This is a genomic window from Natronococcus sp. CG52 (assembly GCF_023913515.1).
In the GTDB taxonomy this organism is placed as follows: Archaea; Halobacteriota; Halobacteria; order Halobacteriales; family Natrialbaceae; genus Natronococcus; species Natronococcus zhouii.
Window position 1 is genome coordinate 197,465 of the sequence record NZ_CP099393.1, and the last position, 20,308, is coordinate 217,772.

Sequence of the window (20,308 nt, forward strand, 5' to 3'; positions counted from 1 at the left end):
GCAAAGACTAGAGAACGCCTGTCCCTGGCGTTTGTATCGGTTTACGCATCTACAAATCTTGAGTTAGTATCTTCAATTTGAGTGTTTTCTAACTTCCGTCGATCGACGGCTGATGTCGGCGGATCATCGGCGATACATAGAAGATGCTGGAGAAAAGCAATGCTATCTAATGATCAAAAACCATAGCCGTCTTACCCGGACACAGGGCCACGAAGTGGCATTGGCATGTGTCAAACGAGATATCAAAGCTGCTCATCCAGCAACCGTAATCGAGACCTCTATCGAAGTTAATGGAGATCAACTAACGATCTCACCACTACATGCTGCCACGGAATCGTCTACCCACGATCTCAGCGCGTACGATCGAATCGTCGTTCTCGGGGGTGGAAACGCTGCAGGCCGCCTCGCAAAGGCGCTTGAGGCAGAGTTCGGGGAGCACCTGACTGAGGGCATCGTGGCTACAGACGTGGTAGCGGCGACGAACCAAATCGAGGTTTTGAAAAGCGACCATCCTGTTCCGAGTGAGCGTGGTGTGGCTGCTGCTGAGCGTGTCTTGGAGGCTGCCAAACGCGCCGGCCCAAATGACCTCGTCATCGGCTGTATCTCCGGCGGCGGAAGTGCGCTACTTCCTGCTCCCGTCAACGGGGTCTCGCTTCGCGACTTGCAGGAAACGACCGAAGCTCTGCTAGAAAGCGGCGCGACTATCGAGGAGATAAACGCGGTCCGCAAGCACATCTCACGGATCAAGGGTGGGCGTCTGGCACAGGCCGCTGCCCCGGCATTAGTCATCGGAATTCTACTCAGTGATGTTGTCGGCGACGACCCTGGCGTGATCGCCAGTGGGCCGTTCACTCCGGATCCGACATCGTTCAACGATGCGCTTGATGTCCTCGAACGCTACTCTATCGATCCACCGGCTGCAGTGGTCAACCATCTTCGGGACGGCCAACGGGGTCAGCAGCTAGAAACTCCCACAGCTACTGAAGTCACTCACACGTCGACATACGTTCTGGCGAGCAACCGGACCGCCTTGGAGGCCGCGCGTACCGAAGCGCGAGAGCGAGGATACGAGTCTGTTGTACTGTCCGCGAATGTTCGCGGTGAAGCCCGTAAAGCGGCGAAGACTCACGTCGCGATCGCCGAAGAGTCTCGAGCGACGGGTGACCCTGTTTCACCTCCAGTCGTGTTCCTTTCTGGTGGAGAAACAACTGTTACGCTAGTCGATGATTCGGGTGATGGTGGACCGAACCAGGAGTTCGCACTGAGCGCAGCACTTGAACTCGATGATGACAACGTTATTGTTGCGAGTGTGGATACAGACGGCATCGACGGTGCAACGAATGTCGCCGGTGCTATTGTCGAATCATCGACAGTCGACGACTTAGCAGATCGGATGGCGCTAGCGCGTAATGATGCGCGAATTGCACTCAAAGAAGCTGGGGCGCTAATTCACACGGGTCCGACTGGAACGAACGTGAACGATCTCCGAGTTCTTGTCGTCGAAGAAGGGTAGTACACCATTCTGCAGGACCGATTACGGATGCTTCCACGGTCGAAGCGTTCCTCCCTTTCTCATCATCGTCACACGTCATGAAGTCGGGATACACCATTGCAATGTTAGTCGAGTAACAATTGTTATGGGATGGAACGGAAGAAAGGTACTGCTTCGGAACTTCTTCCAGTTTGACACTTGTGCTGATTTCTAATGTGTCCGGTTTCTATATCAGGGATTGAGTTATTTGTACTCAATCAACTCTACGGGCATTCCGGGGGTCGACGACGGATCGACGAAGGCGCGCGCGTACGATCCGAGTCCGTCGACTGGTTCGTTGTTGTACATCTCGTACCCGTTTGTGTCGAACTTTTCCATCGATGCCTCGATGTCGGAGACGGCGAACGCGATGTGATAACGCGACTGCTCCAACAGTGTATCGAGCAATCCGTCGAGATACGTTCCACGCTCGTGGCGGCAAATAACTTCCATTTGATATCCAGGTAGGTCGACGAAGGCCACGTCGACTTTCTCGTCGACGCTTCCCGTCTGTGTTACTTCACCGTTCAAGATATTCGTGTAGTAATCGACCGACTGCTCGAGATTATCGACTATGTGCCCAATGTGATGTAGATCATCGATCATAAGTTACGATCTGTATCTATCTACTTAAACATGTGGCAAATCAGCGGCCAAAACAACGAGACGGAAGATGAACTGGGCTGGGTCCGAGGGGACTTTCTGCGTGTTTCCCGCTATCGTGACTTAGGAACGCTAGTTTTCGGTCAGCGCTATCTCGCGGTCTTCGGTTGCGGACTGTTTCGCGGCTTCGATGATTCGAAGCTGGGTCAGGATCTCTCGACCAGATGCCTCCGGTTGACGGTTGTCTCGGATCGATTCGGCGAACTCCTTCATCTGGAGCGCGAAGTTGTGCGGTTCGTTCCCTGCCTGTGTGATTGACTCGTCGTTTATCTCGAGGTTCGTGGTTGCGACACCGACTAGCTCACCGCTGTGATCTCCCTTTTGGTCCCAGAAGATCGAACCATCCTCTCCGACGACTAGCCCTTGATGTCTTATCGGCGCGTTGTTGATCGAGAGGAAATTAGTCGCGTGGGTTCCGTCATCGAAGTTGATGACGAGAGTCACATCATCGTGACCTTCGAAATCATCGTTATTGGATGTACCTGAGGCGTACACCGAAACCGGTTCTCGATCGTCCAACATCCAAAGGGTATAATCGATACTATGAGATCCGAGCATCGGATATGAGAGTCCCCCCGTTTTTTCTTCAGACTGCCACCACGGTGGTGCAGATTCGATATCGAAGTGACAGGCGAAGGTGTACTGAAGATTCAGTGGCTTTCCAATCTCGTCGATCCGGTCTTTGGCCTCCTTAAGAGAGGAGAAGAATCGCCGTGATTGGCCAATCATCAGATTAACGTCGTTCTCTTCGGCCGCTTCGACCATGGCCTCACCTTGTTCAACCGAGGTAGCCATGACCTTCTCGACCAGGACGTGTTTCCCAGCCTCGAGCGCTTCAATGGCGATTGGAGCATGGAGGTGATGGGGAACACAAACCACAACGGCATCGATATCCGGGTTATCATACGCCTCTTCCGTCGAGGTATAATATTCGACACCGTATTCATCTGCAGTAGCTTTCGCACGGGATTCGTCGATATCGACGACAGCTGTTAGTTCACACAGGTTGTCCCAATGAGTGATGCCATCGATATGACTTCTCGCGACCCTTCCTAATCCGACAACAGCAATGTTAATTTTCGAGCTCATTGTCCTATGGTGTCAGCATAACTTTGATTTGTGACTCGTCCGAACTATACTGCTCCATCGCCTCGTTCGCTTCCGAAATAGGGTACGAATCAGTGACGAGAGAGCGAATGTCGAGTGTTCCATTAACGATTGGCTTCATGAGCCGGGAAACCCACCTGTCAAGGAACTCCGGACCGTGGTGCATGAGGTTTGGAAATCGCGCTTCCATGCCGTGATGATGAATACGGTGTAAATCGACCTCGATTGGATCAAATACGTCCGGAATGGAGACGACGATTCCCTCGTCGCGAGTCTGTTGAATTGCCATGTTAAGATATTCCTCCGCATGTGGATTCCAGTAGCCACAGGAGTGATAACTCACGTCTACGCCTGCATCACCGCTCGCATGACCACTCGCATCTTCATTGGCATTATACTGTGTATGCTCTTGAACGATCGAGGCGATATCGTCCGTTTCGGTATTTGCGACAATATCTGCTCCACGTTCTTTCGCAACTTCCAACCGGGCGTCACGGTGATCGGCTGCGATAACGGTCGCCGCGCCTTTCTTTTTCAGCCCTTCGACTGCGATTTGGCCCTGAAAGTTCAACCCTGTGATTAGGACATCGTCGCCCGGTTGTACACCACTTTGGAAGACACCGTAGATGCCGACGCAAGCCGGCTCCTCGAGGCTGGCCAGTTCCAGGTCAATTTCGTCCGGTGCTGGTTGAAGACTGTCGACAGGCGCCTTGAAATGCGACGAGAAAGAATTATTCGGTCCGAAGAGCATCACATCGTCCCCTGGCTCGTACTCACGGACCTTCGATCCAACTTCAATGACAGTTCCGCTCCCCTCGTGTCCGGGGTATTCAAAAATCCCGTCAGGGAGATCATCCGAAATCGGGAGCCCCTTCCATGCGCGAAGATCCGCGTCACAGATACTCGCTTGTGCTGTCTCAACAAGCACTTCATCCTCGTCTAATGACAAATCTCGTTCGACTAGTTCCAGCTCTTCTGGGTCAGGCATCCGCACACTCTGAACTTCCATGTTCAGGCCGGAGATTGATTCGAATATATATAATACTTTGGGAGAAGGCAAGCCCGTGGTATATTTGGATAACTCGTTTTTCAGTAGCAGTCGTATCAACTACTATTTCCAGAACGCTCTCAGGGTATTCGATTACATCTTTGTTGTAATATTCGGGTTGAGGTCACTGTGAATGAGACTGACCGTTGTAGAAAATCAAAATTGATTGATGGGATAGCGTTATCCTCCTCGAATCTCTTACAATAGTACTACTGTAATCAAAAAGGCGGTCTATCATAACATTTGTCAGGTGAGTAATTCACAATGAGAATCGATAGACGCCTTCATCGAATTTATTACAATTTGTGTTATTCTTCGTTTCGTATTTAAGAGAAGTATCTAACGGGTTACAACCATCTTGTAACGACACCGTCTAGTTCTGATCCTCCTCGATTGGTATGTTTCCATCGAGAGTTTGATGCGGTCTCCGAACATTGTAGTAATACACGAATTGGTTTCAGAAAGTTCGATCGTTGGCTTTTGTCAGCTGTTCTGCTGTGGACACCGCAGCGACCTCTCTAAGAAGTAAATAGTTACCCCCATTTTTGGAAATTGATAAATAATTAATTAATTAGAAATGTAACAAATACCGTCGATTGCGGCTCCTCGATAAACTATCTCGCGAACCCAGTGACCGCGATGTAGTTCCGAGACGTACTGGATCAGTTCAGTCGATGCTCTTCGACGGCGTCTTCATCGAGTCGAATTCCGAGGCCGGGCTCTTCCGGAGGCTGGATTCGGCCGCCATCTTCCACGTAGATCGCCTCGGGATTCTCTACGTACGGACTTGCGATGTATCGCCCCGGATCGTCGATGTCGTCTGTATAGACCCCGAATTCGATGAGATCGCAAGCCGGACTCGCGGCGGCGATGTGGACGCTCGCGGCGTAGTTGATAATAGGGCCAAATGCGTGCGGGACAAGTCGTTTGTCGTACGGTTCGAGCATCGTCGCGACTCGGTTTGCCGCCGTAATTCCGCCAACGAAGTCGAGAGCAGGCTGATACACTTCAAGCGCCGCCGATTCGAGGAGATCAGTTGCGGGATAGTGCGTTACGTGGTTCTGATACGCCGCGATAGATACCGAGAGCCGCCGATTCAGTTCAGCCTGGCCTTGGACGTTATTGTGAGAAATCGGTTCCTCGAACCACTCGAGACCGTACTCGCTCGCTGTCTCCCCGACGTCGAGGGCGTCTTTAAAGTCGTAAGTCGTGTTCGAATCGATGGCTAAGTCCAGTTCATCTGGTGTGTTCTCCTGGACCTGTCGGATCCGCTTTCGATCCTCTTCGACTCCATGGCCAGCGACGATTTTCATCAGCGGGAACCCCTTTTCAGCCAGCCAGTGACCGTCCTCGATTAGCTCATCAATCGGTTTTGAAAAGGGGAAGGTTGCGTATGCCTGAACTTCGCCAACTTCGCCACCCAACAACTCGTACACGGGTTCACCCGCATGTTTCCCTTTGATGTCCCAAAGCGCTTCATCGATGGCGCTCAGTGCACGATACGATCCTTCGCGTTTCACGTGGATATCCATCTCGTGCCACCTAGCGATGACGTCGCGCGGGTCTTTGCCCTCGATCTCGTGTCCCACGGCTTCCATTCCTTTCGCCGCTGTTTCTGCCTTAAGTCCGACTGGGTCGTCGAGGTACGTCTCTCCTAACCCCGTAATTCCCTCATCGGTGTGGACCTTCACGACGACTGGTGTAACGGTCGCGTCGAACGACGTCCTGCCGCTCTGAAGCGCAACGGTATCAATAGCACTTTCTAATACGATCGGTTCGACATGCTCGATTTGCATGGTGTATGTGAACAACAAATGCATCAGTTAAAAAACCTTACGTCAAATTTGAAAATGAGCCGTCAAGAGATCGAAAGTACAACTTCTACCATCCTGCCTTACTACAGAATTCTGCATGGTCAGGTCGAATACCGGTAACCGATGGTCCAAACTCCAACAGTAACCGGCGGCATCCCTGAAAGTAAATCGGATAGTGATCGCACTCTATTTCTTCACCAGCCGTCAGTTTATCAATAGGTTCGTTTGGGACGAGGAGAGCGATCCGGCAAAAGGTAGTACAGAGTATCGGAAACGACGGAACTACCGATCGTGTGAGACGTGGATCACTCGAGTCACGCTTTCGGGAGTCGTCCCAGCATGAAAGCAATCGGGGAGACCAAAACATTATCACCCACTTTTTCGATGTGTTACGGCATGGCACCATTCAGCGACCGTCTTAAACAACTCGAACGACGTCTCACAGATAACGGTGCGAGCGGAGCAATAATTGGAACGGGGCCTAACGCCCGCTATTTCACGGGATTTAGCGGTGAACGCAATCGGCATCTGCTCTTCCTCGTTACGGCTGACAGTGAACGATCGTTCTTTTCACCCAAACAATACGCCGGTCAGGTTCGGAAGAATAGCCGAGTCGGTGAAGTGCGATCGGTATCCTGCAATACGATCGATGCAGTCGTTAGTACCCTCGTTGAGAGACTTCCAGATCGGAACGGACAATACTTCGTTGATGGCGGCATGCCCGCCGAAGAAGCATATCGCCTGGAACGGGCGCTACCGGATGCAACGTTTACTCTCCTCGACGAAATCGTAATGTCGATGCGATCGATCAAAGACAAAACCGAACGAGATGCGCTTCGCAATGCCGCAGCGAAGACCGATCAGGTATCCCGCACGATCCGGGAGTTAGGGGACGACGTTATTGGGTTGACAGAGCGGGAGCTCGCTGTCGAAATTCGGTCGCAGTTACACGAGCAAGGGGCCGAAAGAATGGCGTTTCCAGTTGTAGTAGCGGCGGGGCCGAACGGAGCGCACCCGACACAACATCGCCATGGTGATCGTCAAATCGAAAAGGACGAACCAGTCGTGCTCGATTTCGGTGGTTTCTTCGACGGGTACGCTAGCGATCAGACGCGAACCGTCGTCTTCGACGGTGATCCATTGGATAAGTTCGTTGAGGCTCATCGCATCGTCCGAGCGGCGCTGAAAGCAGGCGTCGAGGCGGCACAGCCGGGCATGACGGCGAGCGAACTCGATAGTATCGTCCGCGACGTCGTCGTAGACCATGGGTACGGCGACGAATTCATTACTGGAACTGGGCATGGGGTTGGTCTCCAAGCACACGAACCACCGTCTATCAGCGCAGGCTCTGACGCTGTGCTCGAGTCGGGGATGGTGTTCAGCATCGAACCGGGTATCTACGTAGAGGGCGAATTCGGTGTTCGGTTGGAGACACTCATGATACTGACCGAAGATGGGTCCGAAATGATCAACGATTCACCATACACTTGGCGTCCTCTGTAATTGTCTCCGTTGTGGAATGCGAATTGATCGATCTGATCAGTCGCCAATACTTATGTATCTTCGGTGTACTTTATTATAGTGAACCATGCCCACAGTTGGACTCATTGGTGTCGGTTTTATTGGAAAACTGTTTCTCGACGATTTGATTACAGCCGATTACGACGTTGTTGTCTTTGACATCGACGACTCGAAGGTTGAGTATGCGATCGAACGCGGCGCAACGGCGTCGGATAGCCCCGCGACACTCGGCCGCAAAGTGGACATCGTTCTCATGTCGCTTCCGGGGTCCGTCGAAGTAGAAGCGACACTGGAAGGAGAGAACGGTCTTTTGGAAGGGGTAGACGACGGAGATCTTGTTATAGACGTCACGACGACGCATCCCGAAACCTCGGTCACTTGCTATGAACAATGCGACGAACAGAATGTCCGGTTTATCGAAGCACCGATTACTGGTGGGTCCCCTCGCGAAGGGTACCACATGATGATCGGTGGACGTGAAACAGACTATCGGGCGGCAACCGAGATACTCGACGTGATATGTAGCGATCATACCCGCGTTGGCGAAATCGGCAAAGGAACGATACTAAAACTTGCACTTCAGATGCGTTACGCGGGGCACAATGCTGTAGACGCAGAAGTCGTCGAGTTCTGTCGAGATAACGATGTGGATCCCGAAGTGCTCAACGAATTCCTCGAGATGGGCATCTGGGAAAATTACTTCTCTGGCGATTTTAGTCAGGACATCGAAGGGCTAGGTGGGTTAGCCATCTGGCACAAAGATATCAATTATGCTCGACAAGTAGCTCGTGAGAATGGGACGTCTCTACCGCTCAATGCCGCCGTCAACGAGGCGTACAAAGCGACAGTTCGTCGTACAGACGAAAACGAGGGGCACGCAGCAACACTGATCAAATACTGGCAGCTTCTCAACAACGCCGATTTGAGCGATACATAACGGCCATCGCGGAGATCTCGGAAGGCGCAGTGAGGCACCCTCCGGTATTGAGGCTGACTCCAATTAACGTGATCGCACCTGAGCAATCAGACCAGCAGACTCCCGAATTGAAAAGGATTCACGACTGGTAAAAACGACGCTAAACCGATGTAGCTAATCTTGTTTTCACGGAATGTCAAATCGAGTTCAGTGCACTCGCATCCCAGTGTCTCACCCGGCGCATCCCCGACGCAGCGACCCTCCGTATGGAGGTCGTTGCGTGGGAGCAACATTGGAACGAGTCAACTACCTCTATCGACTGGCAGTTCTCAACCACAAACGTTCGGACGAAACTCCGAACGCTCTATCCTGTCTCAAATGATACTTGAAGCAACAATAGTTAGGCCGGCTTGAGAAGTGAGCAGGTTGTAGCACTATGTTGGACGCTCGTAAACCTGCTCAGCGAGTACTACGCGTCGGAATTTGATGAAGTTGGCGTGAGCGGACGACGACGCCCGCCAGAGGGTGCGCCGTTCGCCTTCACTCTCCCGGATACTCGCTTCGAGAGACACAAGCGAATCTTTGCTCAATGGGTCTAGAGTGACCTCGTCAACCAATTTGGCACTGATCATGTCGGCTAGGTGATGGCGTGCCTGAAACGCCATCAGCGTATCCGTCGCGGATCGCCATTGATGTGGCTGCTGTCAAGATCAACGGCGACTGGTCTTGGGTATATACTGCAATAGACGCCGAGTCAAAGCTGACTCTTGACGCCGCAGTCTTTGGATAACGAGGCTCCAAACCAGCCGCCGCATTCCCGCACCGTTTGACCGAAAAACACGATCCCTCCGACACCGTGTTTCTCGTCGATGGCTACGGCTGTCTGGCTGACCTCTGTCGATTAGAACTTGTGCAGCCAGATCGACTATATTAGTTGGAACCTGATCGAAAAATGGATTCACACTCTCAAAATACGTGTTGATCGCTTCCATAATTCGTGGATGGCAGTCGGGCCAGTATCAGAGAATGGCTTGATCAGTTCGTACACTACTACACACAACGGCCACATCAGTCACTCAACGGACAGGCGCTAGCGAAGGTGCTAAACTACTTGACTTCGCACCTATATGTACAGGTCCTCCACATCGTGCATGAGATAGTCGATGCTTCGAGATGGGCTAGCGAGAGCCCAGGAAAGGATATTTTGCAGAGTTTCTCGAAACGAGAGTTTGAGATTGACTTGAAAGGACGTCGCTCGTGAAAGCACTGTTCCCAGAGCGCTTTGTGCAGCACCGAGCTTCAGAAGATTGTAGCTGACCATCAGCAGGTGCCAGTGGCGACTGGCACCTGTGTCACTTCGCAAGTCGCAGTCTCCCAATGGCTCGCTGGTGCGTCGATCTTAGTGCTCACAATGTACTTGATGCTCAACTCATCGTCTTCGTCGTCCGGCTCTTTCTTCGTGATCAGCACCTACCGGTCCCAGTTTCGACACTGCGAGCTTCTTCGTCCAGATGTGGTAGGTCTCGCTATCGACAGTTCATGGCTGCGTGTCGATGCGCTCACGTAGCGCATCAACGCGCAACCGTTCCCCTGCGTACATCACAGTGCGATCGTTCTTGATCAAAGACATCCATTCTTTGGAGTAGCCTTCGAGATGGTCGATAACTTCTCCCGAACAATACGTCAAAACGACGGAAGATGCGGGTGAACTTGTTGGAACGTTTGCTGATGCCTGAAAATAGCTCAAAACTGGATCAATCTCGGTATACAGTATGTGATGCTCTGGGACGATACGCCCACTTTTGTCGGGCGTTCGAGACGCTCACGGAACCGAGCGAAAAAGTAGCGCCCTTCATTGGGACGAACGACACCCTCCGCACGTCTAACCGCAAGTTCGTCTCAAACTCGACCCTCATTGTGTGGAGTTATTATCACATCAAACCACACGTTTCGGGACGAACTGTTTTGTACTGGCGCCAAAGATGTACATATAGGATGAATGTCCTCGTCGTTGCAGACGACTTTACCGGAGCGATGGATACGGGATACGGATTCGCCGCTGACGGACGAGCGGTCCGCGTGGTACTCTCGGAACCCACGAGCGGAACTGACCGTGAATCGTTCGAGATACACGACAGCGAATCGTCGGAGTCGACCGACGTGCTGACAATCGACGTGGATACGCGAGATGTTTCACCCGAAACCGCCCGCAAGACCGTCTCAAATACGCTCGATCCCAACTGTCCACTCGTCTATAAAAAGGTTGACTCGACGTTGCGTGGTAACGTCGTTCCGGAAGTCGACGGTGCTATCGATGCAATCGATGCGGATATCGCCGTCGTCGCTCCCGCGTTCCCGTCAACGGGACGAGTGACCGCGAACGGTGTTCACCTCGTCGATGGCATTCCACTCGCCGACGCTGGGTACAACGTCCCCGAGTCGAACCTCCGAACGATTTTTGACCCCTCACGCTATCGAGTCTCGACTCTCGGCGTCGAGACCGTCGTTCAAGGATCCGATGCTGTTCGGTCGGCGCTCGCGTCAGAGGTCAGTTCTAACCCGACTATCGTCGCGTGCGACGCGGTTCACGACCGTCATCTGGCGACTATCGCCTCTGGCGCGCAGTCGCTCGACGCAACCGTTCTGTTCGTCGGAAGCGGCGGGCTCGCGAGCGCCGTATCCGTCCCAGGTTCGGATAACAGAACTCCGTGTTTAGACGCTCCCGATGGCAATATTCTCGCCGTCGTGGGAAGCGTCAACGAAGCCACGTTAAAGCAACTCGAGGCCGTATCGGCCGAGTATATTTACTCTCTCGATTCGGCTGCGGCCGTCCGTGAACCGGTTCGCGTCGGTCGGGGTGCGGCGACCGCGCTCGCCGACCGATTGGCTGAGCACGGATGTGCCGTTATCACCGCCACGACCGAACCAAGTGCGGTTGAACGAGCCAATGAAGCAGCCACCGATCTTCGAGGTGATATCGATGCGGGCGCACGCGTCGCATCCGCACTCGCAGCGGCTACCACTGAGGTGAGTGAGAGGGCGCCCCTATCATCTCTCTTTCTTACGGGCGGATCGACCGCTCGAGCCGTTCTCGAGTCAGTGTCAGCAACCGAAATCGAACTCACAGGTACCTTGGTTGGTGATGGAATCCCCGAGGGGCGAATTTGCGACGGAGAGTTCGCTGGAACTCGTGTCGTGACGAAAGCAGGCGGGTTCGGAACGGAGGGGAGTATACTTAACTGTCTCACCTACTTAGGTAATATCGATGAGCGAAACTGAACGCCCAATTATCGCCATAACGATGGGTGATCCATCCGGGATCGGAAGCGAAATCATCGTCGATGCATATGATCGACTTCTTGAGGCCGCTCGTCCCATCGTTATCGGGGACGCCGACGTGATGCGCTCAGCTGTCGACGTCCGCGACTCGCAGCATGCGATTCAAGCAGTCGAAAGCGTTGAGGTCGCCTCTTTCGGCGCTGATGCGATTCCTGTACTTGATCTGGGAAACGTCGATGATCTCGAGTATGGCGTCATCCGGGAATCTTACGGTGAAGCAAGTCTCGAGTACGTCGACCGTGCCATCGAACTTGCGAAGGCCGGAATGGTCGACGCGATCTCGACTGCACCGATCAACAAGCAGTCGACACGACTCGCCGGAAGCGAATACGCTGGCCACACTGGTATGCTCGCCGACTACACGGATACTGAGAATTACTCGATGATGCTCGTCGAGGACGACCTCATTGTCACCCACGTCAGCACGCACGTACCGCTCCGGCGAGCCTGCGAACTGGTAACAGAGGAAAACGTCCTCGAGACGATTCGGGTGACTGACGATGGGCTCCACGATCTCGGAGTCGACGATCCGTCGATCGCCGTCGCCGGACTTAATCCTCACGCCAGTGACGGCGGGCTTCTCGGCGATGCGGACGGCGAGGAGATCCGACCGGCTGTCGAACACGCTCGAGACGAGGGAATAGACGCCTCCGGGCCGGAGTCGCCAGATACTGTCTACGTGCAGGCCGCTCGTGGCGACTACGACTGTGTCGTGTCGATGTATCACGATCAGGGTCACATCCCGATTAAGATGCTCGGATTCTCTAGCGGAGGCACAGTTTCCGGCGTCAACGTAACTATCGGCTTGCCGATCATCCGAACGAGTGTTGATCACGGCACCGCCTTTGACATCGCGGGTGAAGGAATCGCCTCGTCAGTCAGCATGGTAGATGCGACCGAAGTCGCAGCTGATATCGCATGCCGCCGTCGCGAACGCGAGCAAACGTCACCGGACGTGGGTGAGGGTACTGAATGAAAATGGAATTCGAGTTCCCCGACGCCGACGTTCTTCGAGGAGCGAACGATCACACGCTCGAGGAGTTGCCCAGATTCGCCACCGTTGAACGAAAACGGAATCTAGAGCAAGTCGGCGATGTCGCGGCTGCATCGAAAGCCGCGGTTGACGACATCGACGCATTTGAATCGCTTCCAACCGGAGCCGAGATAGCGGTCACCGCAGGCAGCCGTGGCGTCCACGACATGCCTGCGACACTCTCGGCCGTAATCGAAGAGTTACAGGACCGGGGGTACGATCCGTTCATCCTGCCGGCGATGGGAAGTCACGGCGGGGCGACGGCGGAAGGGCAACGTGAGATGCTTGAGGGACTCGGCGTTACACCGACGGTGATGGGCTGTGAAATCCGATCATCAATGGAAACCGAGGAAGTCGACGAGGATTCGCTCGGTCGGCCAGTCTACGCGTCACGTGACGCCCTCGAGGTAGATGCCATTCTTCTGGTGAACCGCGTCAAAGTGCATACCGACTTCAATGGCCCCGTCGAGAGTGGATTGTCGAAAATTGCAGTGGTCGGTCTCGGGAAACACCGAGGTGCTGAATCCTTGCACAACGCCGCCATTGCGACTGACTTTTCGGACGTGATTCAGGACAGGATGGAGATTTTGCTTTCGGAGACGCCGATCGTCGGCGGAATCGCCCTCCTCGAGAACGCGGCCGATCGAGCGGCCCATATTGAAGGTATAAACAGTTCAGAGATTCAAGAAAGGGAACCGGAACTGCTCCAGATAGCTCGGGAGTACTTTCCGAAACTGCCGGTCGATGATCTCGACATGCTGATCGTCGATGAGGCGGGCAAAGACAAGTCTGGTACCGGGATGGATAGCAATGTTCTCGGTCGCTACCAGTTCCATGGCGAGGACGAACCCGAATCACCAAACATCACCCGAGTGTACGTTCGGTCGTTGACTGACCCCTCACACGGGAACGGGCTCGGAGTGGGTTTGGCGGATTTTGTCCATCGGGATTTCGTGGCCGATATCGATTTCGAAGACATGTACGTCAATATCGTGACGAGCGGGGAGACCAACCGGGCGAAGCTACCGTTCGTTGTCCCGGATGACCTGACTGCACTTCTGCTCGCGTGTTCGACGACCGGCGTCGGAGAGGCCGAAAAGCTCCGCGTGGCTCGCATTCAAAGCACTATGGAACCAGACTCGCTCGTCGTCTCTGAACCCGTCGCGAATCAACTGTCTGCCCGAGACGACCTTACTGTCGGTCCTCTTGAACCACTCTCCGTCGAAGACGGCGAATTGGTGGCTAATCCGTACGACAACGTTTGAATCGATTGGTGACCGGTGCTACAGACTACCGGCATTGAAAACCAATGGTCATTAATCGGTCAGGTACCGACTACCTGTGAACGAATTCCGATGACCACAGGCACTGTCTAGTTGAATTCCTCTTCGACTGACGTTTTTCGTTAAGTGATTGATGCGGTCTTTGATAGTTGTAGTAATGTGCGAGCTGTTCAATCCTACGTACGCGCCGTCGTGAATCAACGCCGGTGATGACCGTATCTTGGCAGACATTCTCCAGGCCAAGTCGGCACTGATAGCAGGAGCCACAGCCACGGATCGGTCGCTCAACGACACGGTCGCCCGGTTCGAAGCGTAGCATCCTCGCCAACGTCGACAATGCGGCCGGTATATTCGTGGCCGATGACGGTCGGAAGCGACACCGTTCGAAAGCCGACTTGAATTTGTATATCCCCGCGTCATTGCCACAGAGGCTGACGTAATCGACCTCAATCAGTGCCTCTCCGCGCCGGCTCCGGCTGCTCGAGATCGACAAGTTCCATTTCCCCGTACTCTCGACTCGTTTTCGCAAGTGCGTGCATACCTCGGATCCTCGTCCGACGGTTATAATTCTATGGGAGCGACTGATTGTCTCCGAGAGTTAGATGTCGACGGGTTCGTCGCGTTCGGCGGCCTCGTGAATCGCCCGGATCGTTCGCATGTCTGCGAGTCCGTGGCGGCCGTCGGGGAGAATCGACTCGCCGCTCACCACGCGGTCGGCGAAGTAATCGAACTCCTCGCGCATCTCCTCGATGGCACCGTAGTCGGTGTCTTCGATCGTCGCGCTGAGGCTACCCGACGAGAGGTGCAAGGTCGCTTCGCCGTGAAACGCAGGTGCGAGTTCGATCGTCCCTTCGGTGCCGATGATTTTGAGCTGCGTGTCGCCTTGCGCGTGCTGACTGGTCGTACAAATCAGCGGAACGTCGCCTTCGAGCACGAGCGTGAACGTCGCGGTCTGGTCGGGAACATCCTCGAACGCCTCGTAAGACGAGGCCATCCGCGCGCTCGCCTGCACGGGTTCACGCTCTACCTCCGGTGGCACGACGCCCTCCCACAGCTAACGGCCTCCTCTGACAGGCGATGGTTCATCCTCGGCGGTATCGTCAGCACGCTGTTTCTCCTCGGGTACTACGTCGCGCTCTCCATCGCACCGGTGAGCATCGTCGCCCCGATCGTCATCACCAACACGCTGTTCGTCATCCTGCTCTCGATACTGTTCATGCCGACGCGCCTCGAGAAAGTGACGTGGCGTCTCGTCGCTGCAGCGACCGTCGTCTTCGTCGGCGTCTTTCTCATCACCCTCTTCGGGTAACGGCACGCCGTCTCGTTCGTGAGATACGACGAGATCTCCAAAGGGGGAACCACGTTCCGATCGCGATACCGGACCGACTACGGTTCCCCAACAACGAGAACGCGTAGATCATTCACGTTCGTTCCGGTCGGGCCGGTGTGAAGTATCGCACCGGCGTCCTCAAGCACGCTCCGTGCGTCGTTGCGCGCCAGGGCTGCCCGTCCAGTCGCGCCGTCGACCGTCGACGCCTCGACGATCGCACCGGCGGTGTCCGTCGCACCATCGATGCCGTCCGTATCCACGCTCGCGACGACGACGTCGTCGAGGTCTAACTCGAGCGCAGCGCTCAGCGCGAACTCCTGGTTCGGCCCCCCCTCGCCCGGATCGTCGACCAGCGTGACGGTCGTCTCCCCGCCGGAGAGAAACACGGCCGGCGGGGAGACGGGGTTTCCGGTTGCCCGGGACTCCTCACCGATCGCGATATGGGGCTTCGCCGCTTCCCGGGCTTCGCCGCGAACGTTCGCTGAGAGGACAACGGGCTCATATCCGCGTTCTAGCGCCGCAACACGTGCGGCCTCGAGGGCGGTCCGGTTGCTCGCCAGGACGTGCGTTGACGCGCGATCGATTTCCGCGGCCGTCGGCGTCTCCGGTCGCCGACCCTGCTGGCCCGCTTGGAGGTAGTCGATTACTGCGGTCGGGGGATTAATGGCGTAGCGCTCAAGGACGTCGAGCGCGTCGTCGAACGACGTCGGATCCGGCGTAAACGGTCCGCTGGCTATCACGCCGGGATCGTCGCCGACGACGTCGCTGAGAAGGATTCCGACGACGGGTGCGGGTGACGCAGTCTGTGCCAGTCGTCCGCCCTTGATCCGCGAGAGATGCTTGCGGACCGCGTTTATCTCCTCGATAGTCGCGCCGCTTTCCAGCAGCGCTTCGGTCGTCGCCTGCAGGTCGTGAAGCGAAATCTCGTCGATGGGAGCGGGAAGCAGCGCGCTTCCGCCGCCGGAGACACAGCCGACGACGAGATCGTCCGAGCCGGCAGCTTCGGCGGCCGCCAGAACGCGTTCGGCAGCCGCAACGCCCCGCTCGCTTGGAACCGGGTGGTCGCTTTCCAGGACCTCGATACGGTCCGTCGTCGCCGGCACGTCCGTGGCAACGACGCCGCCGGACAGGTGGTCCCCGAGCGCCGTCTCGAGTGCCTTCGCGAGGCGGCCTGCGGCGTTTCCCCCGCCGAGGACGACGACCCGATCGTACGCGTCGAGATTGTACGTGGGCGATCCCGCCGCGGGATGCGGGAGTGTGAGCGTCAGTCGGTTCTCGTCGACGTCGATCCCCGTTTCGATCACGGTTTCCGGACGAGCGGCTTCGATGCCCCGTTGGATGCAAGTCAGCGCCACCTCGTGTCCCCGCGTACGGGCAAGATTGGCACGGTTCTCGATCATCGGATAGATTGTTTCTTTCTGGTATCTTGTATGTATCGCCGACGTACGCGACGGTTTCGATAGGCGGGTGGCGCCAGCGACGACGCTACAGAAGTCGGAAAGGTCGGCTGAAGACGCCGTTTCGACCGCGAAAAGGGCGCTTCGGTCGATTCTGATGTCGTCCCCGTGGCTTCTGCCCGGTCTTTCCGCGCCACTCGCTTCTCACTCACATTTGTTCCTTATTGAGGAACGAATGCTGCGATACGATCCGAGTGCGGCCGATCAGCCGACCTACGCTGGATCGACTTCACCAGGTTCTAGACCTCTCTGAACGGCATCCGTTCACGCGAAGAGGGACCAACTTCGTTTCACAATGTGGAACGAAGTAGCGACAATCGAGCGTGCTCGAGAGCGTGGAGCCATATCGATAGCGATAATTCGACGTACGAGTTACGAACAATTCGCCCAATTCCGGAGGTAGAGAGACCGTTTCAGGTATTGTCGACTGTACGCTGTAGCGGATCCGACGCCACTTTGTCAGTGTCACCGTTCTTATGCCGTGAATGCCCGTACGTTCGTGGATGTTCAAAACGGTCTGAAATTTGTTCGCCATGTGGAACGCAAATCAGGTGATAATCGCGTCCCTCATCAGTACCGGTTCTATGGGTGACGAGGCAATCAGGGTGTAGTCGTAGAGGCGAATAAGGCGGCGCATCCTTGCTCGATAATGATCGTATCCATCGTACAGGCTAGGAAGTGCGTTCCTCATCGTGGAACTCGAGTCGTCCGTTGCGGGAGGGTCTCGTGGTCGGTTGTAGGTACGCCGTCCCGGGCGTAACCGGTGAGATCGATGACGCCCACGCATGCTCAGTCGGATGGATACCTTGAACGGTCTTGTTGCTGGCTGCAGCGAGACCTGTGACGTACGTCTTGGCGTGATGCTTCTGCCTCGTCGAGAAATACTCTAACTGGTCTATTGGTTCAGTAAATGATAAGAATGATGTGATAGGGAGCATCAGCGGATCACGTTGACTCTACTCACTCCACCAGCATAACGTGCGAAGTCAAGTAACTAAACACCGTCCTCTCTACACCCTTCCGCAAGTGGAGAAAGTGAGACCGGACGGCATCGAGCCCTATTGGAGAGGCTGATCCTCACGGACCAGTATTTGGTTTGGATGTTTACCGACACGGAACGTCGGTACAAGCTTCCAAAGTGGAGCAAGTGCGAGTGGAATTAAAGTCCGTTACGTCAGCAGTACAGGACTAAACACGGACGCAGCGGACCACCGCGCCCGCGGTACTTCACAAATTCGATGCCCCCGCGCCTCCGTCCAGCGTAATCGTTTCCCCATTTATGTAACTTGACTGGGGTGACGAGAGAAATGCGACGGTCCGTCCGAGGTCCATTGGGTCGCCGATACTCTCATTGGGAATACCGGAACTCCGATCGGCCAACCCCTCTTCGTAAGAGTCGTATTCTCCTCGGTCGATTTCCTGTTCGATGATTTCACGGATACGTGGCGTTTCGTGAATCCCAGGGAGGACGGCATTCGCACGAACTTCCGGGGCGAGTTCTTTTGAAAGCGTCTTTTCGAGTCCGATAACGCTCATCCGAACGGAATTCGAAAGAACAAGGCCGTCGATCGCCTCTTTGACGCTGCCCGAGGTGATATTGACGACCGTTCCACCACCGTCCTCAAGGGGGCCGCTTGCTCCACGAACGAGTCGAACGACGCTCATCACCAGTAAATCGAACGCATCGTACCAGTCTTCGTCGCTCTTTTCGAGAAACGGTCCACTTGGCGGGCCACCTGCGCTCGTCACGAGATGGTCGAGTCCTTCGAACTCGTCGACGGTTCGATCTACTAACGCCGTGATGTCATCGGGCTCGGTTAGATCACCGGAGTGGCCGATGACCTCGCCCGTGGCGTCTGCGCGAACGTCTTCGACCGCCTTTTGAAGTCGATCTTCGTCTCGACCGTTCATTACGACGTTCGCTCCTTCTTGTGCGAGTGCACGAGCAGATGCCTTGCCGAGACCACTGCTAGAAGCGGTTACGAGCGCTGAATTCCCGTCCAGTTGTAAATCCATGGTTCATTTTCTTTCGTATCGCCAGATAAAGATTGTGTTGAATACCCATCTGTCCCGCCGATTATGATGATTTCGTAGTGAGCGAGCTATCGGTAGCAACAGTCGCTATCACACGAGCACTGCTCTTCGAACGTCTCCGTACTCAGGTGCTCCGTAATGGTGGTATCCATGGAGAGACGTCGTCTCGGCGTTCCGCCATCACCCCAGCTACGCAGTGGAAAGATAGAGACTCCTCACCATGGACCAGCGTCTTTTCTTTTCGCTCTTCCGTAGGAGATTGTTGATACTGCTGAGCTGTCGCTGTAGAGTCGAAGAGGACAAGGGCACCGCGTTAGCGGTGCCCGACACGGATGATTCCGCTAGATGTATTTGGGTCGGAATCGGTCGCAGCGGACCTGCTCCAACAGGTTCGCTGGCGTGACGGTGTTACCTGTCCTCGCTGCCGTTCTGACCTCACGGTCAGAAACGGCAGCTATGGGCACTTTCAGCGGTATCTCTGTAAGGATTGCGACCGCACATTCAACGATAAGACGGGCACGATTTTTGCTCACTCGAAGATTGCGCTCCGCCGGTGGTTGTTCTCGATCTACGCGTTTCTCCGGTTTAACACGAGTCTCCGGCAGCTACAGTGCGAGATCGAGGTGACACACAAGACGATCCACCGGCGCATCGAGCGCTTCGCCAGAGCGCTCGATGCGCCTTCCCTCGATCTCGTCGGGCCGGTCGAAATTGACGAAGTGTACGTATCTGCTGGAAAGAAAGGCCGCGAGCGCGACCAAGAGTCGCGCTCGCGTGGTCTCTCCACGCGTGGGCGCGGAACGTATGATGGCGACAAGCCACCCGTGTTTATTCTCGCTGATCGCGGGACGGGACAGCGGTACGTGATCCCGGCGAAAGCCGCTGACGAATCGACGATTCGACTCCTCTTGGCGGTCCGCCAAGAGGAGTCGCTGACCGTCTATACTGACGGCTTTCGAGCGTACGAGCCACTTGAAGAGGACGACGCATTCACTCGTGAATACGTCGTCCACAGTGACAGTGAATACGCCGACGAAGAGGTCCACGTTAATACCTGTGAGAGCCACGCGTCGCTGACGCGACGGTGGCTCTCGCCACATCGAGGTATCTCGAAAAATAAGCTAACACAGTATCTCAGGGCATTCCAACTCCGCCAAGAATTATATCGAAAGCCGGGAAGAGACGCACTCAAACACGCTATTCAAGCGACTCTCTGAAATCAACAAGTGCTA

16 protein-coding genes and 2 pseudogenes are annotated in these 20,308 nt (G+C 55.1%); 9 read left to right on the forward strand and 9 right to left on the reverse strand.

The window, feature by feature from the left end:
* Positions 1-112 precede the first annotated feature (112 nt).
* Entirely contained in the window at positions 113-1,513 is a 1,401-nt protein-coding gene (locus NED97_RS22290; protein ID WP_252490960.1) for a glycerate kinase type-2 family protein, read from the forward strand.
* 222 nt (positions 1,514-1,735) lie between these two features.
* Here NED97_RS22290 and NED97_RS22295 read toward each other — a convergent pair whose 3' ends face one another.
* The 4 genes from NED97_RS22295 to NED97_RS22310 all read right to left on the reverse strand — a co-directional run bounded on the left by NED97_RS22295 (position 1,736) and on the right by NED97_RS22310 (position 6,145).
* Entirely contained in the window at positions 1,736-2,137 is a 402-nt protein-coding gene (locus tag NED97_RS22295; RefSeq protein ID WP_252490961.1) for a VOC family protein, read from the reverse strand.
* Positions 2,138-2,266: 129 nt separating this feature from the next.
* Positions 2,267-3,283, reverse strand: coding sequence for a Gfo/Idh/MocA family protein (locus tag NED97_RS22300; RefSeq protein WP_252490962.1), 1,017 nt, complete (start codon positions 3,281-3,283; stop codon positions 2,267-2,269).
* 4 nt (positions 3,284-3,287) lie between these two features.
* Positions 3,288-4,310, reverse strand: a complete 1,023-nt coding sequence (locus tag NED97_RS22305; protein ID WP_252490963.1) for a zinc-dependent alcohol dehydrogenase — start codon at positions 4,308-4,310, stop codon at positions 3,288-3,290.
* Positions 4,311-5,011: 701 nt separating this feature from the next.
* Complete coding sequence (locus NED97_RS22310; protein WP_252490964.1) at positions 5,012-6,145, reverse strand: mandelate racemase/muconate lactonizing enzyme family protein; 1,134 nt, start codon at positions 6,143-6,145, stop codon at positions 5,012-5,014.
* 357 nt (positions 6,146-6,502) lie between these two features.
* On the opposite strand from NED97_RS22310, the gene NED97_RS22315 reads away from it, so the two are divergent.
* From NED97_RS22315 to NED97_RS22340, 6 genes and pseudogenes are all read left to right on the forward strand, one after another.
* Positions 6,503-7,666, forward strand: a complete 1,164-nt coding sequence (locus NED97_RS22315) for a M24 family metallopeptidase (protein WP_252490965.1) — start codon at positions 6,503-6,505, stop codon at positions 7,664-7,666.
* Positions 7,667-7,751: 85 nt separating this feature from the next.
* Complete coding sequence (locus tag NED97_RS22320) at positions 7,752-8,621, forward strand: NAD(P)-dependent oxidoreductase (RefSeq protein ID WP_252490966.1); 870 nt, start codon at positions 7,752-7,754, stop codon at positions 8,619-8,621.
* A 434-nt stretch (positions 8,622-9,055) separates the two neighbouring features.
* Positions 9,056-9,708 (forward strand): annotated as a pseudogene (locus NED97_RS22325) (IS6 family transposase); the annotation flags it as partial.
* An 887-nt stretch (positions 9,709-10,595) separates the two neighbouring features.
* Positions 10,596-11,879, forward strand: a complete 1,284-nt coding sequence (locus NED97_RS22330) for a four-carbon acid sugar kinase family protein (protein WP_252490967.1) — start codon at positions 10,596-10,598, stop codon at positions 11,877-11,879.
* On the forward strand, positions 11,866-12,915 hold the full coding sequence (gene pdxA / locus NED97_RS22335) for a 4-hydroxythreonine-4-phosphate dehydrogenase PdxA (protein ID WP_252490968.1): 1,050 nt from the start codon (positions 11,866-11,868) through the stop codon (positions 12,913-12,915). The genes NED97_RS22330 and pdxA overlap by 14 nt, the downstream gene beginning before the upstream one ends.
* A gap of 2 nt (positions 12,916-12,917) precedes the next feature.
* Positions 12,918-14,237, forward strand: coding sequence for a nickel pincer cofactor-dependent isomerase, group 22 (locus NED97_RS22340; protein WP_252491220.1), 1,320 nt, complete (start codon positions 12,918-12,920; stop codon positions 14,235-14,237).
* Positions 14,238-14,307: 70 nt separating this feature from the next.
* Here NED97_RS22340 and NED97_RS22345 read toward each other — a convergent pair whose 3' ends face one another.
* Together NED97_RS22345 and NED97_RS22350 are read right to left on the reverse strand one after the other, a co-directional pair.
* Entirely contained in the window at positions 14,308-14,784 is a 477-nt protein-coding gene (locus NED97_RS22345; protein WP_382207922.1) for an alcohol dehydrogenase catalytic domain-containing protein, read from the reverse strand.
* A gap of 69 nt (positions 14,785-14,853) precedes the next feature.
* Positions 14,854-15,294, reverse strand: coding sequence for a Gfo/Idh/MocA family oxidoreductase (locus NED97_RS22350; protein WP_252490969.1), 441 nt, complete (start codon positions 15,292-15,294; stop codon positions 14,854-14,856).
* Between the two features lie 111 nt (positions 15,295-15,405).
* On the opposite strand from NED97_RS22350, the gene NED97_RS22355 reads away from it, so the two are divergent.
* Positions 15,406-15,564 (forward strand): hypothetical protein, encoded by a 159-nt coding sequence (locus NED97_RS22355; protein WP_252490970.1) that lies wholly within the window; start codon positions 15,406-15,408, stop codon positions 15,562-15,564.
* 77 nt (positions 15,565-15,641) lie between these two features.
* Here the strand turns inward: NED97_RS22355 and NED97_RS22360 are convergent, their stop codons facing one another.
* The 3 genes and pseudogenes from NED97_RS22360 to NED97_RS22370 all read right to left on the reverse strand — a co-directional run bounded on the left by NED97_RS22360 (position 15,642) and on the right by NED97_RS22370 (position 19,058).
* On the reverse strand, positions 15,642-16,985 hold the full coding sequence (locus NED97_RS22360) for a glycerate kinase type-2 family protein (protein ID WP_252490971.1): 1,344 nt from the start codon (positions 16,983-16,985) through the stop codon (positions 15,642-15,644).
* Positions 16,986-17,842: 857 nt separating this feature from the next.
* Positions 17,843-17,980, reverse strand: a pseudogene (locus NED97_RS22365) (IS701 family transposase); the annotation flags it as partial.
* A 289-nt stretch (positions 17,981-18,269) separates the two neighbouring features.
* Entirely contained in the window at positions 18,270-19,058 is a 789-nt protein-coding gene (locus NED97_RS22370; protein WP_252490972.1) for an SDR family oxidoreductase, read from the reverse strand.
* Between the two features lie 350 nt (positions 19,059-19,408).
* On the opposite strand from NED97_RS22370, the gene NED97_RS22375 reads away from it, so the two are divergent.
* On the forward strand, positions 19,409-20,293 hold the full coding sequence (locus NED97_RS22375; RefSeq protein ID WP_252490973.1) for an IS1595 family transposase: 885 nt from the start codon (positions 19,409-19,411) through the stop codon (positions 20,291-20,293).
* The last annotated feature ends 15 nt before the right edge of the window (positions 20,294-20,308 follow it).

Coding starts and splice junctions, on each gene's coding strand:
- NED97_RS22340 (WP_252491220.1), top strand. CDS start 12,918: ATGGAATTCGAGTTCCCCGACGCCGACGTTCTTCGAGGAGCGAACGAT.
- NED97_RS22310 (WP_252490964.1), bottom strand. CDS start 6,145: ATGCAAATCGAGCATGTCGAACCGATCGTATTAGAAAGTGCTATTGAT.
- NED97_RS22295 (WP_252490961.1), bottom strand. CDS start 2,137: ATGATCGATGATCTACATCACATTGGGCACATAGTCGATAATCTCGAG.
- NED97_RS22360 (WP_252490971.1), bottom strand. CDS start 16,985: ATGATCGAGAACCGTGCCAATCTTGCCCGTACGCGGGGACACGAGGTG.
- NED97_RS22300 (WP_252490962.1), bottom strand. CDS start 3,283: ATGAGCTCGAAAATTAACATTGCTGTTGTCGGATTAGGAAGGGTCGCG.
- NED97_RS22305 (WP_252490963.1), bottom strand. CDS start 4,310: ATGGAAGTTCAGAGTGTGCGGATGCCTGACCCAGAAGAGCTGGAACTA.
- NED97_RS22370 (WP_252490972.1), bottom strand. CDS start 19,058: ATGGATTTACAACTGGACGGGAATTCAGCGCTCGTAACCGCTTCTAGC.
- NED97_RS22320 (WP_252490966.1), top strand. CDS start 7,752: ATGCCCACAGTTGGACTCATTGGTGTCGGTTTTATTGGAAAACTGTTT.
- NED97_RS22315 (WP_252490965.1), top strand. CDS start 6,503: ATGAAAGCAATCGGGGAGACCAAAACATTATCACCCACTTTTTCGATG.
- NED97_RS22330 (WP_252490967.1), top strand. CDS start 10,596: ATGAATGTCCTCGTCGTTGCAGACGACTTTACCGGAGCGATGGATACG.
- pdxA (WP_252490968.1), top strand. CDS start 11,866: ATGAGCGAAACTGAACGCCCAATTATCGCCATAACGATGGGTGATCCA.
- NED97_RS22375 (WP_252490973.1), top strand. CDS start 19,409: ATGATTCCGCTAGATGTATTTGGGTCGGAATCGGTCGCAGCGGACCTG.
- NED97_RS22290 (WP_252490960.1), top strand. CDS start 113: ATGTCGGCGGATCATCGGCGATACATAGAAGATGCTGGAGAAAAGCAA.